Annotated in this window: 11 protein-coding genes; 7 read left to right on the plus strand and 4 right to left on the minus strand. The window is 68.5% G+C overall.

Going from position 1 to position 13,642, the window contains the following annotated elements:
* The first annotated feature begins 45 nt into the window (after positions 1-45).
* Positions 46-678 (plus strand): dTMP kinase, encoded by a 633-nt coding sequence (locus tag ACZ5ZX_RS21760; RefSeq protein ID WP_465503942.1) that lies wholly within the window; start codon positions 46-48, stop codon positions 676-678.
* Here ACZ5ZX_RS21760 and ACZ5ZX_RS21765 read toward each other — a convergent pair.
* The 4 genes from ACZ5ZX_RS21765 to ACZ5ZX_RS21780 all read right to left on the minus strand — a co-directional run bounded on the left by ACZ5ZX_RS21765 (position 675) and on the right by ACZ5ZX_RS21780 (position 6,393).
* A complete protein-coding gene (locus ACZ5ZX_RS21765) occupies positions 675-1,778 on the minus strand; it encodes an aromatic ring-hydroxylating oxygenase subunit alpha (protein ID WP_465503799.1) in 1,104 nt (367 codons plus the stop codon). The two genes, ACZ5ZX_RS21760 and ACZ5ZX_RS21765, sit on opposite strands and share 4 nt — an antisense overlap.
* Entirely contained in the window at positions 1,775-2,920 is a 1,146-nt protein-coding gene (gene solA, locus ACZ5ZX_RS21770; protein ID WP_465503800.1) for an N-methyl-L-tryptophan oxidase, read from the minus strand. Before solA ends, ACZ5ZX_RS21765 begins: the two co-directional genes overlap by 4 nt.
* Positions 2,917-5,355, minus strand: a complete 2,439-nt coding sequence (locus tag ACZ5ZX_RS21775; RefSeq protein WP_465503801.1) for a GcvT family protein — start codon at positions 5,353-5,355, stop codon at positions 2,917-2,919. Before ACZ5ZX_RS21775 ends, solA begins: the two co-directional genes overlap by 4 nt.
* Positions 5,356-5,607: 252 nt before the next feature.
* Complete coding sequence (locus tag ACZ5ZX_RS21780; RefSeq protein ID WP_465503802.1) at positions 5,608-6,393, minus strand: IclR family transcriptional regulator; 786 nt, start codon at positions 6,391-6,393, stop codon at positions 5,608-5,610.
* A 153-nt stretch (positions 6,394-6,546) separates the two neighbouring features.
* Between ACZ5ZX_RS21780 and ACZ5ZX_RS21785 the strand changes: the two genes are divergently transcribed.
* The 6 genes from ACZ5ZX_RS21785 (at position 6,547) to ACZ5ZX_RS21810 (ending at position 13,603) form a co-directional block, all read left to right on the plus strand.
* Positions 6,547-6,864 (plus strand): bifunctional 3-phenylpropionate/cinnamic acid dioxygenase ferredoxin subunit, encoded by a 318-nt coding sequence (locus ACZ5ZX_RS21785; protein ID WP_465503803.1) that lies wholly within the window; start codon positions 6,547-6,549, stop codon positions 6,862-6,864.
* A complete protein-coding gene (locus ACZ5ZX_RS21790) occupies positions 6,861-7,997 on the plus strand; it encodes an NAD(P)/FAD-dependent oxidoreductase (protein ID WP_465503804.1) in 1,137 nt (378 codons plus the stop codon). The genes ACZ5ZX_RS21785 and ACZ5ZX_RS21790 overlap by 4 nt, the downstream gene beginning before the upstream one ends.
* Positions 7,998-8,108: 111 nt before the next feature.
* Entirely contained in the window at positions 8,109-8,786 is a 678-nt protein-coding gene (gene mtrA / locus ACZ5ZX_RS21795) for an MtrAB system response regulator MtrA (protein ID WP_005150760.1), read from the plus strand.
* 94 nt (positions 8,787-8,880) lie between these two features.
* Positions 8,881-10,563, plus strand: coding sequence for an MtrAB system histidine kinase MtrB (mtrB, locus tag ACZ5ZX_RS21800; RefSeq protein ID WP_465503943.1), 1,683 nt, complete (start codon positions 8,881-8,883; stop codon positions 10,561-10,563).
* A complete protein-coding gene (locus ACZ5ZX_RS21805; protein WP_465503805.1) occupies positions 10,560-12,290 on the plus strand; it encodes an LpqB family beta-propeller domain-containing protein in 1,731 nt (576 codons plus the stop codon). Before mtrB ends, ACZ5ZX_RS21805 begins: the two co-directional genes overlap by 4 nt.
* A gap of 662 nt (positions 12,291-12,952) precedes the next feature.
* Entirely contained in the window at positions 12,953-13,603 is a 651-nt protein-coding gene (locus ACZ5ZX_RS21810) for a ComF family protein (RefSeq protein WP_465503806.1), read from the plus strand.
* Positions 13,604-13,642 lie beyond the last annotated feature (39 nt).

Here is a 13,642-nt window from a genome sequence, read left to right on the forward strand (position 1 = left end):
GCCGGTCGACCACGGCACCTTAAAGTAGGCGCTGTGGGACGACTCGTGGTGATCGAAGGTCTGGACGGCGCCGGAAAGCGCACCCTCGCCGACGCGCTGACCGGTGCGCTGAACGCCGACGGTGCGAGCGTCACGTCGATCGCGTTCCCGCGTTACGGTGAAAGCGTGCACGCCGACCTCGTCCGCGAGGCGCTGCACCGAGGGCACGGCGACCTCGCCGACTCCGTGTACGGCATGGCGATGCTCTACGCGCTCGACCGTCGCGGCGCGGCGGACGAGATCCGCGCCCGTCTCGACGATCACGACGTCGTGCTGCTCGACCGGTACGTCGCGTCGAACGCGGCGTACGGCGCGGCCCGGCTCCACCAGGGCGTGGACGGCGAGTTCGTCCGGTGGCTCCGCGACCTGGAGATCGATCGGTTCGGTCTGCCGGTGCCGGCCGCGCATCTGCTGCTGCGGGTCACCTCCGACGTCGCCGCCGAACGCGCGCAGCGCCGCGCGGAGGACGACGCCGCCCGTGCGCGGGACTCCTTCGAGACCGACGACGCGCTCCAGAAGCGGTGCTCGGTGGTCTACGACGAGCTGGCCGCGACTGGCTGGCTCGCGCCTTGGCACGTTCTCGACGGCGTCGCCGGGGTCGATACCGCCGCGCTGGCCACCACCCTTCTGCGCGTTTAGTCCTCTAAATGCTTGAGCAGCCAGTCGTGGAACTCGCCGATGTGGTGCTCCGAGGGCATCAGGACGCCGCCGCCGCGGTAGGCGCGGGACGCCATCGCGGGCTGACAGCGTTCGCACGCGGCGAAGTCCTGCTCGTTGACGCGGTGGAACAACTCCACCGACCGTGACACGTCCCGGCCGGAGGCGACGACGTCGGCCGCGTACAGCCAATCGCATTCGACGACCGTCCGGTCCGGCGCGAGCGGGTACATCCGGTGGAAGATCACGTGATCCGGCACCAGGTTCACGAACACCTGCGGCCGGATGGTGATCGCGTAGTACCGCCTGTCCTGCTCGTTCGCGACGCCGTCGAGCCGGTCGAAGCCCGACCCACCGTCGATGGTGAACCCGTCGACGTCCTCGCCGAACTCGGCTCCGTGCCCGACGTAGTACTGCGCCGCGTAGCCGTCGGCGAACTCCGGCAGCACCTCGGTCAGTTCCGGGTGGATCGTCGCGCAGTGGTAGCACTCCATGAAGTTCTCGACGATCAGCTTCCAGTTCGCCTTGACGTCGTAGGTGATCCGGCGCCCGACCGAAAGCCCGTCGAGGCCGTACCGTTCGATCGACTCGACGTCGCCCAGCCGTTCGCGCACCGCGCCTTCGACGTCGGCCTCGAACGACGGCGGGTCCGCGGCCAGGCAGACCCACGCGTAACCCAGCCACTCCCGCAGGTGCACGGTGTGCAGACCGTATCCGGCGCGATCGATGTCCGGCAGATTCGCCAGATTCGGCGCCGCGATCAGCTTCCCGTCGAGTCCGTAGGTCCACGCGTGGTACGGGCACTGGAAAGCGCGCTTCACCGTGCCCGACTCCTCGGTGCACAGCCGGGCGCCCCGGTGGCGGCAGACGTTCAGGAACGCCTTCAGCCCGCCGTCACGGCCGCGGCTGACGATCACGCTCTCACGTCCGATTTGGACGGTCCGGAAGTCGCCCGCCGACGGCAGATCCGCCGAACGCGCCGCGCAGAACCACCCGCGCTCGAAGAGCTTTTCCTGTTCGGCCGCGAAGATTCCCGGGTCGGTGTAGTAATCGCCGCCCAGGGTCGGGATGAGACTCGTCATCTCGGCACTCCCGTCAGCCTGGCGGGGTCGAACAGGGCGATCGGATGTTCGGTGGTGCCGTCCACCACCAGGTCGGCGAGCACCTCGCCGACCACCGGCACGAATTTGAAACCGTGCCCGGAGAATCCGCAGGCGACCACCACGCGTTCACAGGTGGGATGGCGGGAGATGACGAAATGCTCGTCAGGGGTGTTCGTGTACATGCAGGTCGCCGCCCGCAGGAAGGTGCCGGGCAGTGACGGCATCTTCCGGCCGACGAAAGCGGAGATCTCCTCGACCTCCTCGGCGTGCACCGTCCGGTCGATGGTCTCCGGAGTGCAGGTCTTGCCGCCGCGGAAGAACGCCACCTTCACGCTCCCGGAGTCGTCGTGCGACGGGAAGCCATAGAATTGACGGCCGTTCTCGCCTTCCCAGACGTAGATCGGATGCCGTTCCGCGCGGAACGGCTCCGCTCCGCCCGACGGGGCGAACCAGTACTGGATCTGCCGTTCGATGGTGAACTCGACACCGAGTTCGGCGAGCAGTTCCGGCGCCCAGGCGCCGGGGCAGATCACCAACTGCTCGGCGGTGTAGAAGTTCTGCGAGGTTCCGACCCGGACACCAGTGGACGTCTGGTGCCACGAAAGGACTTTCTCCTCGTGACGCAGTTCGGCCCCGGCCCTCGCGGCCAGCTGCAAATGCGCCGCCACACTGCCTTCCGGCACCACGAATCCGGCGGTCTCCTCGTACAGTGCGATTTCGCCCTCGGCCGGGTTCATCGTCGGGAACCGGCGCCGGACCTCGGACGCGTCCAGGATCTCGTGCGGCAGATCCCATTCCCGGGCGCTGGCCAGGCTTCCCGACACCGTCCGCGAGCCGGGTCCGCCGAGCATGATCCCGCCGCAGCGGGTGAAGATCTTCCGGCCGGAGTCGCGTTCGATCCCGTCCCACAGTTCGTGTGCCCGCACCAGCAGCGGGACATACGCAGGATCTTCGAAGTACGCCTGCCGGGTGACCCGTGAGCCGCCGTGGCTGGAGCCGAGGTTGTGCACTGGCGCGAACTGATCGATGCCCAGCACCCGCTGTCCGCGCCGGGCGAGCCGGTACGCGGCCGCGCTGCCCATCCCGCCGAGGCCGATGACGATGACGTCGTAATGGCTCATGCGGCACTCCTGATCCGGGTCATGCCGGCGTCGAACAACGGTTCGTTCGCCACGACGGCGGGGATCCGCTCGCCGAAGTACTCGATCTCCAGCGGCCTGCCCGGCTGGGTGAATTCGACCGGAAGCCAGGCGTAGGCGATGTTCTTCGCGACGGTGTAGCCGTACGCCGCACTGGTGACGTATCCGGCGGGGCGGCCGTCGGCGTACACCGGTTCCTTGCCGAGGACGACCGAGTACGGATCGTCGACCGTGAGGCAGGTCAGCTTCCTGGTGACGGTGTCTTCCGAGCGGCCGGCCAGCGCGTCCCGCCCGACGAAGTAACCCTTGTCCATCCTTACGGCGAAACCCAGTCCGGCCTCGAACGGGTCGTGCTCCGCGGTGACGTCGGTGCCCCACAGGCGGTACCCCTTTTCCAGCCGCATGCTGGAGAAGGCGTCGCGTCCGGCGGCGATGACGCCGTGCTCCTGGCCGGCGTCCCAGAGCGTGTCCCACAGTTCGCGGCCGAGGTCGGCGCTCGTGTACAGCTCCCAGCCGAGTTCGCCCACATAGGACAGTCGCATCGCGGTCACCGGAACTTGGCCGATGTAGGCCTGTTTCGTCTTGAAGTAGCCCATCGCCTGGTGCGAGAAGTCCGTTGTGGACAGTGGCTGGAGTACCGCTCTGGCGAGTGGTCCCCACAAACCGATGCAACAGGTGCCCGGCGTGGTCTCGTGGATCTGCGCCGCGCCGTCCCCCGGCAGATGCCGTCGCAGCCAGTCGACGTCGATGGCGCTGTTGACCCCGACCTGGAACCGCTCGGCGCCGAGCCTGGCCACGGTGAGGTCGCTGCGCACGCCGCCGTCCTCGCCGAGCAACAGGGTGTAGGTGACCGAACCGGGTTTCTTGTCGAGCTGGTTCGTCGTCATGGTCTGGAGGAACGGCAGCGCGCCGGGTCCGGTGACCTCCACGCGTTTCAACGACGTCATGTCGAACATCGCGACCCGCTGCCGCGCGACCAGTGCCTCGGCGCCGCCGATCGGCGACCAGTACCGCGCGGCCCAGTCGTTGCGGGCCGGGATGAGGTCGACTTCCGGCAGGTTCGCGTTCGCCTCGTACCAGTGCGGCCGCTCCCAGCCGCTCGCTTCGAGGAAGAACGCCCCGAGCTCCGCCTGCCGCTCGTAGAACGGGCTCGTCCGCAGCGGCCGCGGTTCCTCCATGGGCTGCAAGGGATGGATGACGTCGTAGACCTCGACGAAGCTCTGGCAGCTGCGTGCCATGACGTAGTCCGGGGCCAGCTGCACCTTCTCGAACCTGGCGAGGTCGCAACCGTGCAGATCCGCTTCGGGCTGCCCGTCGACCAGCCATTGCGCCATCGCGCGGGCGACCCCGGCCGAATGCGTGATCCAGACGGCTTCCGCGACCCAGAACCCGTCCAGCTCCGGATGCTCACCCAGCAGCGGCATCCCGTCCGGGGTGAACGAGAACAGCCCGTTGATGCCCTCTTCGACCTTGGTCTCGCCCAAGGACGGCAGCAATGCGACGGCGGCCGCCCAGGACTGTTCGAAATCCGGCGGCGTGAACGCGAGTTCCGACGGCATTCCCTCCCCGGCGCCGATCTCCTTGGCGGGCAACGGCATCGGCCGGTGCCCGTACGCGCCGATGCCGATCCGGTCGGCGTGCTCACGGAAGTAGAGGTCGGCGTCCTGGTGCCGCAGGATCGGCAGGGTCGCTTCTTCGCTCGCGCCGGCGAGTGACGGCAGGGGATTGGTGCGCGCGTACTGGTGCGCCATCGGGACCAGCGGGATCGCGAGGTCCACCAGTTCGCCGAGCACCGGACCCCACATCCCGGCGCAGGAGAGCACGATGTCCGCGCGGAAACTCCCGGTTTCGGTGGTGACGCCGGTGACCCGGCCGCCCGCGCTTTCGACGCCGACGACCTTTTGGTGCGCGAGGAACTTCGCGCCGCGCCCGATCGCGCGCCGGGCCTGTGCCTCGGCCGCCCACAGGGGTTTCGCCAGACCGTCGGACGGGATGTGAAACCCGCCGAGCACCTTGGCCGGATCGAGCAGCGGATGCAGCGTGGCGCATTCGTCCGGCCCGATCAGCCTGCTTTCGACACCCGACGCGGTCGCCCAGCCGTGCCGCCGCTTGAGGTCGGCCAGCCGCTCCGGCGTCGTGGCCACCTCCAGCCCGCCGACCGGCCGGAAGCACGGCTTCCCGTCGAGTTCGAGCGCGCCGTATTTGGCGACGGTGTAGCGGGCGAACTCGGTCATCGTGCGGCAGCCGGTGGTCTGGAAGACCAGTCCGGGCGCGTGCGAACTGGACCCGCCGGTGGTGAACAGGTCACCCTGTTCCAGCACGGTGAGGTCGGTCCAGCCGCGTTCGGTCAGCTCGTCGGCGATCGCGCAGCCGACGATACCGGCGCCGATCACGACCACGCGGGGTCTGGGGGCCATGGTGAGGGGAACCTCCTGCCTGCCCAGGCGTCCACAGTGGACACGGGGCATCGGGGTGACCGGCGCTGTTGCGGATGAGGCACGGTGTTCCGTCTTCAGCAACAAAGTGCGGCACGCGCGGGCACGCTGTCAAGAGCCCGAAGAGGTCGGCTGCTTCAACCCGCGCGCGCTATGAAAGGTCCTTTCCTTGCAAAATTTGCAAGGAAAGGACCTTTCATAGCGCGCTTCAGGGGCGTGACAGGACCGGTCACCTCACTCGGCGAAGTACCCCAGCTGCGCCGAGAGATCCGCGGAGGCCTCGGTCAGCGGCCGCACGATCTGCCGCACCCGCTGCTTCGAGAGCCGGTACGAGGGGCCGGACGCGCTCATCGCCGCGACGACCTCGCCGCCGGGCCCGTGCACCGGGACCGCGACGGCGTGCATCCCCAGCTCCAGCTCTTCGAAGCAGGCCGCGTACCCGTCCTCGGCAATGCGCTCCAGTTCGGCGGTCAGTTCGTCGGGGTCGATCGTGGTCCGCGGCGTGAACTGTTCGAGTTTCCGCCGGAGCAAGCGTTTGCGCTCGACGTCGTCCATGTATGCGAGCAGGACCTTTCCGCTGGAGGTGGCGTGCAGCGGCGTGCGCTGGCCGGTCCAGTTCTGCGTGGTGATCGCGGCCGAGCCGCGGGCCTGGCTGATGTTGATCGCGACCCCGTCGTCGGCGATCGCGATGTTGACCGTTTCGCCGAGCGTCTCGGCCAGCCCCTGGCAGGTCTGCCTGCCCAGTTTCGCCAGATCCATCCGGCTGGTGGCGGCGCCGGCGAGCCGGACGACCCCGAAACCGATCGCGTACTTGCCGCGTTCGCCGAGCTGCTCGACGAGGCCGCGGTTTTCCAGGACGCTCAGCAGCCGGGAGGCCGTCGATTTGTGCACGCCGAGTTCCCCCGCGATCTCGGTGATGCCTGTTTCCCCGTTGCGTGCCAGCAGTTCCAGCACGCTGATCGCGCGGTCGACGGACTGCACCTGACTGGGTGTTGCGTTCCCCGTGTCCTGGTTCCGCATGACGCAACAGTAGCCGTTTTGCCCGCATCCGCTCGGCTGAGTGGGCGAATCTCTTGACGCACCGGCCCGTCGAGGGCGATTGTTGCGCAGAGCACGTCCCGTCTCGTAATACGCAACATCAACAAACCGTCGGTCCTTTCCCCGGAGGCCCCGATGATCCGTGCCTGCTCCGTCTCCGAACTGCCCGAAGGCGAGGCTCTCCGCCTGGAGGGCCCCGTCCCCGTCTCGGTCTTCCACGCCCAGGGCGGGTATTACGCCCTCGACGACACCTGCACTCATCAGGACGCGTCGCTCGCCGACGGCTGGATCGAGGACTGCTTCGTCGAATGCCCGCTGCACGCCGCGCGATTCGATCTGCGGACCGGCGTCCCGGCCTGCCTTCCCGCGAAGCACGCCGTGCGCACGTACCCGGTCGTCGTCGACGACGGGGTGATCTACGTGGACACCGAGGCACGTCAGGAAGTGGCTTGAGAACCGTCGCCGTCGTCGGCACTTCCCTGGCCGGGCTCCGGTCGGCGCAGGAGCTGCGCGCGCAGGGCTTCGACGGGCGGCTGGTGATGATCGGCGCGGAACCGCCGTACGATCGGCCGCCGTTGTCGAAGGATTTCTTGCTGGGCAAGGTTTCCGCCGAGGATCTCGCCCTCGACGGGCAAACCGGTCTCGACGCGCTGGAGGCCGAATGGCATCTCGGCGTCCGCGCCGAACGGCTCACCGGCGACGGCGTGGCGCTCGACGACGGTACGACGATCGCCGCGGACGGTTACGTCATCGCGACCGGCGCCGTGGCCAGAACCCTTGGCGCGGCAAGGAATCTGAAAGGCGTTCACACCTTGCGGACGCTCGGCGACGCCGTCGCGCTGAAACGAGGCCTCGCGGCCGGGCCTTCCGCGGTGGTCGTCATCGGCGCGGGATTCATCGGCGCGGAGGTCGCGTCCGCCTGCCGTCTGCTCGGTCACGACGTCACCGTCATCGAGGCGATGCCCGTTCCGCTGGCTTCGGTCGTCGGCCCGGAAATGGGCGCGGTGTGCGGCGCGCTGCACACCGAAAACGATGTCCGGTTGCTCACCGGCGTTCCCGTCTCCGGGTTCGCCGGGACCGATCGCGTCACCGGTGTGCGGCTCGCGGACGGCAGGGAGATCGCCGCCGATCTCGTCGTCGCCGGGGTGGGGGCGAGACCGGCCACCGAATGGCTGACCGGTTCCGGGCTCGCCGTCGACGACGGGGTGCTGGTCGATTCCGGCTGTGTCACAGCGAATCCCCGAGTGATCGCGGTGGGTGACGTCGCGCGGTACCGCTGCCGTCTGCGCGGCAGACGGCTCCGTGCCGAGCACTGGACGGCCGCGAACGAACAGGCTGGCGTCGCGGTCGCGAATCTGCTCGCCGGCGCGACCGTCACGCATTTCGCACGGCACGGTTACTTTTGGTCCGATCAGTACGGACGCCGCATCCAGTTCGCCGGAGTGGCCACAGAAGACGTCCGGATCGTCGAAGGCGATGTCGCGGCGAAGCGTCTCGTGGCGGCCTACTACCGCGATGACGCCTTAACCGGTGTGTTCGCCATCGACTCTCCTCGTCCCTTCACCAGGCTCCGGCGCTCCCTCTAGGGTCCGAATGCCCTACTCGGATGGAGCAATTTGCCCGATTCGATGATCTTTCTGGTGGTCACATCGCCGGGTCGCGCGCTCGCGCGGGGAAACTAGTGCGAACATAGGTTTATGAAGGCACGTGTTCTGGTCGTCGACGACGATCCTGCTCTCGCGGAGATGCTCACCATCGTGCTGCGTGGGGAGGGGTTCGACACAGCCGTCGTGGCCGACGGCTCACGGGCGCTGCCGGCGCTTCGTGAGCTGAAACCGGATTTGGTCCTCCTCGACCTCATGCTGCCCGGCATGAACGGCATCGACGTCTGCAAGGCGATCCGGGCCGAGTCCGGTGTGCCGATCGTGATGCTCACCGCCAAGAGCGACACCGTGGACATCGTCCTCGGGCTCGAGTCGGGTGCCGACGACTACGTGGTCAAGCCCTTCAAGCCGAAGGAGCTGGTGGCCCGCGTCCGCGCGAGGATGCGCCGCACCGAGGCCGAGCCCGCCGAGTCGCTGACGATCGGCGACCTCGCGATCGACGTCCCCGGCCACGAGGTGACCAGGGAGGGCAAGGCCATCCCGCTGACCCCGCTCGAGTTCGACCTCCTGGTCGCGCTCGCCCGCAAGCCGCGGCAGGTGTTCACCCGTGAGGTGCTGCTCGAGCAGGTGTGGGGTTACCGCCACGCCGCCGACACCCGCCTGGTGAACGTGCACGTCCAGCGTCTGCGGTCGAAGGTGGAGAAGGATCCGGAACACCCCGAGGTGGTGTTGACCGTTCGCGGCGTCGGGTACAAGGCCGGCCCGCCGTGATCGCCCCATGAGAGGACCTTCTCCTTCGTTCGCCCAGGCTGAACCCCCAGGATCCCCGCGGGATTCCCAGCCGAAAAGCGTGCTCCGAGCCACGATGCGCCAGATCCGGCGCATCGTGGTTTTCGTGCGCCGTAAGTCCACCGCCTTCAACGAGCTGTGGCGGCATTCGCTGCAGTTCCGGGTCACGGTGTCCACACTGGCGCTGTCGTCGGCCGTGGTGTTCGTACTGGGCATGGTGCTGCAGAACCAGATCACCGAACGGCTGCTCGAAACCAAGCAGAACGCGGCGATCGCGCAGACCAGGGCGGTCGTCGAGACCGCGGCCAGCGAGCTGGTCGGCGTCGGCGCCGAAACGCCGGAAGCGATGGCCGCGCGGCTGAAGAACGCGCTGAAGAAGATCTCCAGCACCACGACCTCGCAGGACGGCGCGGGCTCGGCCGCGGGCACCTTCGAACCGGTGCTGGCCGCCGGTGGCCGCGACCTGTCGAGCCAGCCGGTGGCCGCCGGTCCCTACGAGCGGGTGCCGGTGCGGCTGCGCCAGTTCGTGGAGACCGAGCAGGTCAGCTACCTGATACACACGGTCACCGAACCGGACGGCGGCAAGACGACGTATCTGATCGTCGGTGCCCCGGTGACCACCATGATCAACCCGCTTCAGCTCTACTTGCTCTACCCGCTGACCAGCGAGCAGAACACCGTCTCGACCGTGCAGAACACGCTGCTCGTCGGCTGCCTCGTGCTGCTGCTCCTGCTGGCCGGGATCACGAACCTGGTCACCCGGCAGGTGGTGCGGCCGGTCCGGCAGGCCGCCGCGGCGGCGGAGGGATTCGCGGGTGGCGACCTCGACCAGCGGCTCGCCGTGCTCGGCGAGGACGATCTGGCCAAACTCGCCGTGTCCTACAACGAGATGGCCGCGAGCATCCAGCGGCAGATCCGGCAGCTCGAGGACTTCGGTGGCCTGCAGCGCCGGTTCACCTCCGACGTCTCGCACGAACTGCGCACCCCGCTGACCACCGTCCGGATGGCCGCCGACGTGCTGCACGCGTCCCGCGAGCAGTTCCCGGCCGGTCTCGCCCGCTCCACCGAACTGCTGGTCGACGAGCTCGACCGGTTCGAAGCCCTGCTCGGCGACCTGCTGGAGATCAGCAGGCTCGACGCGGGGGTGGAGGAGCTTTCGGCCGAGCTGATCGACGTCCGGCCGATCGCGACCAGGGCCGTCGAACAGGTCCGGGTGATCGCGGGCAACGCGGGCAGTTCGGTCGAGCTGGTACTGCCGGACGAAGAGGCCGCCGCCGAGGTCGACGCGCGCCGCGTCGAGCGGATCCTGCGCAATCTGCTGGCCAACGCGGTGGACCACAGCGAAGGGAAGCCGGTGGTCCTGACACTGGCGGTGAACGAGACCGCGATCGCCATCACCGTGCGCGACCACGGCGTCGGGCTGCGCCCCGGCGAGGCGGAACTGGTGTTCAACCGGTTCTGGCGCGCCGACCCGTCCCGCAACCGCCGGACCGGCGGCACCGGGCTCGGCCTCGCGATCAGTCAGGAGGACGCGCGGCTGCACGGCGGCGTGCTCGACGCGTGGGGCGAGACCGGCCACGGCGCCTGTTTCCGGCTCGTACTGCCGCGACGGCAGGACACGCCGATGGGGGAGAGCCCGCTGGTGCTGCCACCGCCCGATCACAAGGGGACCGACACGCACGGCTCGTCGTCCGGACTGCTCGAAGTCCGGCCGGCGCCCGAGGCGATCTTCGCCGAGTCCGAGGAGGTCGGCCGATGAAACGGCTGCTGACCCTGCTCGCGGTGTTCCTGCTGGTCGCCGGTTGCGCGAACATCCCGCTCGAATCCCAGCCCGCCGTCGTCTCCGGGGACAAACCCGCGCAAGCACCGGTGGACGTCCCCGAACCGGCGGCCGGGATCGACTCGCTGACCGTCACCCGCCAGTTCATCCGCAACTCCGCGACACCGGGCACCGCGAACGCCAACGCGCGGGTCTACCTCGACGACGAAGCCCGGCGCACCTGGAAGCCGTCGCCGGGGCTGACGATCATCGACGACACCTTCGGCACCGTCTACGACACTTCGTCACCGCAGGCGAACCCGGACGAGCAGCTGGTGAACGTCCGCGGGTTCAAACTCGGCACCCTGAGCCCCGACAGCGCGTTCATCCCGCAGAAGGCCGAGTACTCGCAGCAGTTCAAGCTGCGGAAGCAGTCGAACGGCCAGTGGCGGATCGTGGATCCGCCGCAGGATCTCGCCATCACCGACGAGGATTTCTCGGTCAACTACTTCCGGGTGCCGATCCGGTTCTACTCACCCGATTCCGGCACCTTCGTCCCCGATCTCCGCTACGTCGCGGCGAAACCGCAGTCCGGGCTCCCGGGCCGGGTGATGGACCTGGTGCTGCAGGGGCCGTCGGAAGGGCTGAAGGGCGCGGTCAAGGACCTGCTCGCCGACCAGGTCACCACTGACACGAACGTGCGCAGCACGGACGACGGGACCCTGGACGTCGCGCTGACCGGCATCGGCGGGGCCAGCCCCGCGGACCGGACCCTGATCGCCGCGCAGATCGTCCTCTCCCTGCAGACGGTGACGCTGAGCCGGATCCGCCTGCTCGCCGACGGCACCGCGCTGGTGCCGGACCACGAGTACTGGCGCTCCAGCGACCTTCCCGCGTACAACACGGAGATCGAGCCCAATTCGGAGCTGAAGGGGCTGATGACCGTGAACGGGCGGGTCCGGTCGCTCGGCGACGGGGCTCCGGTCGGGGGACCGGCGGGCAACGGCGGGTACAAGGTCGTCAGCGCCGCGCAGTCCGTCGACGGCAAACGGCTCGCGGTGGTCGAAGAGCGGGACGGCAGGCAGTGGCTGCGGGTCGGCGATCTCGGCCACGACCTCGCCTCGGTCGACCTGTTCGGCGGCAGCCTGAGCCGCCCGACCTGGCGGCCGGTCCCCCGCGGCAGCGGCGGGATTTCGGGCGAGGTCTGGACGGTCGTCGACCACAACACCGTCGCCAGGGTCACGCTGGCCGCGGACGGCCGCTGGGTGAAGGCGGGCGTCGACGCGACCATGCTCACCGGACTCGGCCAGATCACCGAACTGCGGCTCTCGCGCGACGGATCGCGCCTGGCCGCGGTGGTCAACGGCCAGCTGGTGATCGCCTCGATCGTGCGGACGGCGGATTCGGTGGCCCTGCGCGCGCCTCGCTCGCTGCAGGAACGCCAGCTCAAGGACGTCGTCGACGTCGACTGGGCGACGCAGGACCACCTGATCGTCGCGACGTCGTCGAGCACCCTGCCGGTGGTCAAGGTGCCGCTGGACGGGCAGCGGATGGACACCTTCAACAGCTCGAACCTGACCCCGCCGGTGCACGGCGTCACCGCGGCGCCGAACCGGCAGAACCTGGTCGCGGACGCGGGCGGGCTGTGGGTCGCTTCCGAACTGGGCGAGGTCTGGCGGCCGCAGGCGCACACCGTCACCGACGCGGATCCGTTCTACCCGGGCTGAGGCTTGCCCGTTCCCGCGTGAAGGCCCCCTTCCCTCGGCTCAGTCGAGGGAAGGGGGCCTTCACGCGCGGCAGAAGGGAGCAAGGGACCTTTAGTATCGCTAGCTTTTCTAGCAGCGCTAGCGAATGGGTGCGCCCGGAAGTCCGTGAAGGCCTCCTTCCCTACTTTGAGAGTCAGGGGCCCGGCAATGTCGGGATCGTGCAGGTCGGGGACCTCTTCGTCATGGCGCAGGCCGACGTCTATGAAGGAATTGGGACGTTGAGTGTCCCAATTCCTTCATGGACACGGGGTCGCACCCCGGTTGCGAAGCTTGATCAACAGAGCTTCAGGGGCATGCCCCTGAAGCCGGTGCACCTCGGACCCCGCAGGCATCAGCGATGCCACATCCGGACCACCAAGAGCCGCCTGACCAGCAGCTATGCGACTTTGCCGGAACCCTGACTTTGAGGGTAGGCAAGGAGACCTTCACGGACCGCGAGCCCAGGGTGGCCGGGAGGCCCGAAGGCGGCAGGAGCGGCGAAGGAGCTTCGCCCAACAGGCGGAGCGGCCTTCTTCAGAACTGCCGTCATGACCGGTCACCTTTGGCTCGGAACCGTCCAAAGCGGACCTCTCACGACACAAGCCGCCCGGAAATCGTCGGTATCTCCGAAGACACTCGGCCCCATGTCCGAAATCCTGGATCTCCTCATTCCCGCCCGCTGCGCCTCCTGCGGTGTGCCCGGCGCCCCGTGCTGCCCGGTCTGCCAAGCCGTTTGGGGTTCGCTCAGCGAGATAACCCGCGGCCCGACGGCCGGTCTCGTCCCCGTTTACGCCTTGGCCCGTTACGCGGACGAAGCCCGCCGTCTGATCCTCGCCTACAAGGAGCGCGGCCGACGCGATCTCGCGCCTTTCCTGGGCCGAGCCGTCGCCGAAGCCCTGCCTCAACTCTCCGCCGGACAACACGCCGGATGGTGGCTCGTCCCTGTCCCGTCGAGACGGCACGCCTCACGTGTCCGAGGTGGACCGCATATCCAACGGCTGGCCGAGGAATGCGCGAAATCCCTTTCACGTAAGGGGAAACGAGCGAGCGTGGCGCCTGTGCTCAGTCTCAAGGCGGGCGTCCGCGACGCCGCGAAGCTCACCAAGGCCGAGCGTGCGGCGAACCTGGAAGGACGCGTCCGCGTCGCTTCCGGAGCCGTCCCGCCGAAGGGAACGCCGGTCATTCTTCTTGACGACGTGATCACAACCGGAGCGACGGCCGCCGCTTGTACGCGCCGGTTGGACGCAAGCGGAATTCATGTTTACGCCGTGGTCGCACTGGCCGCCGCCGGGTGATGGGGCGATCACCTACAAGAGTGATGAATAGACGGGAAC

It is taken from the genome of Amycolatopsis sp. NPDC033938 (genome assembly GCF_055575975.1).

Excerpts from the sequence above, each read along its gene's own strand:
- ACZ5ZX_RS21765 (WP_465503799.1), bottom strand. The coding sequence starts at position 1,778 with ATGACGAGTCTCATCCCGACCCTGGGCGGCGATTACTACACCGACCCG.
- solA (WP_465503800.1), bottom strand. The coding sequence starts at position 2,920 with ATGAGCCATTACGACGTCATCGTCATCGGCCTCGGCGGGATGGGCAGC.
- ACZ5ZX_RS21775 (WP_465503801.1), bottom strand. The coding sequence starts at position 5,355 with ATGGCCCCCAGACCCCGCGTGGTCGTGATCGGCGCCGGTATCGTCGGC.
- ACZ5ZX_RS21780 (WP_465503802.1), bottom strand. The coding sequence starts at position 6,393 with ATGCGGAACCAGGACACGGGGAACGCAACACCCAGTCAGGTGCAGTCC.
- ACZ5ZX_RS21785 (WP_465503803.1), top strand. The coding sequence starts at position 6,547 with ATGATCCGTGCCTGCTCCGTCTCCGAACTGCCCGAAGGCGAGGCTCTC.
- mtrA (WP_005150760.1), top strand. The coding sequence starts at position 8,109 with ATGAAGGCACGTGTTCTGGTCGTCGACGACGATCCTGCTCTCGCGGAG.
- mtrB (WP_465503943.1), top strand. The coding sequence starts at position 8,881 with ATGCGCCAGATCCGGCGCATCGTGGTTTTCGTGCGCCGTAAGTCCACC.
- ACZ5ZX_RS21805 (WP_465503805.1), top strand. The coding sequence starts at position 10,560 with ATGAAACGGCTGCTGACCCTGCTCGCGGTGTTCCTGCTGGTCGCCGGT.
- ACZ5ZX_RS21810 (WP_465503806.1), top strand. The coding sequence starts at position 12,953 with ATGTCCGAAATCCTGGATCTCCTCATTCCCGCCCGCTGCGCCTCCTGC.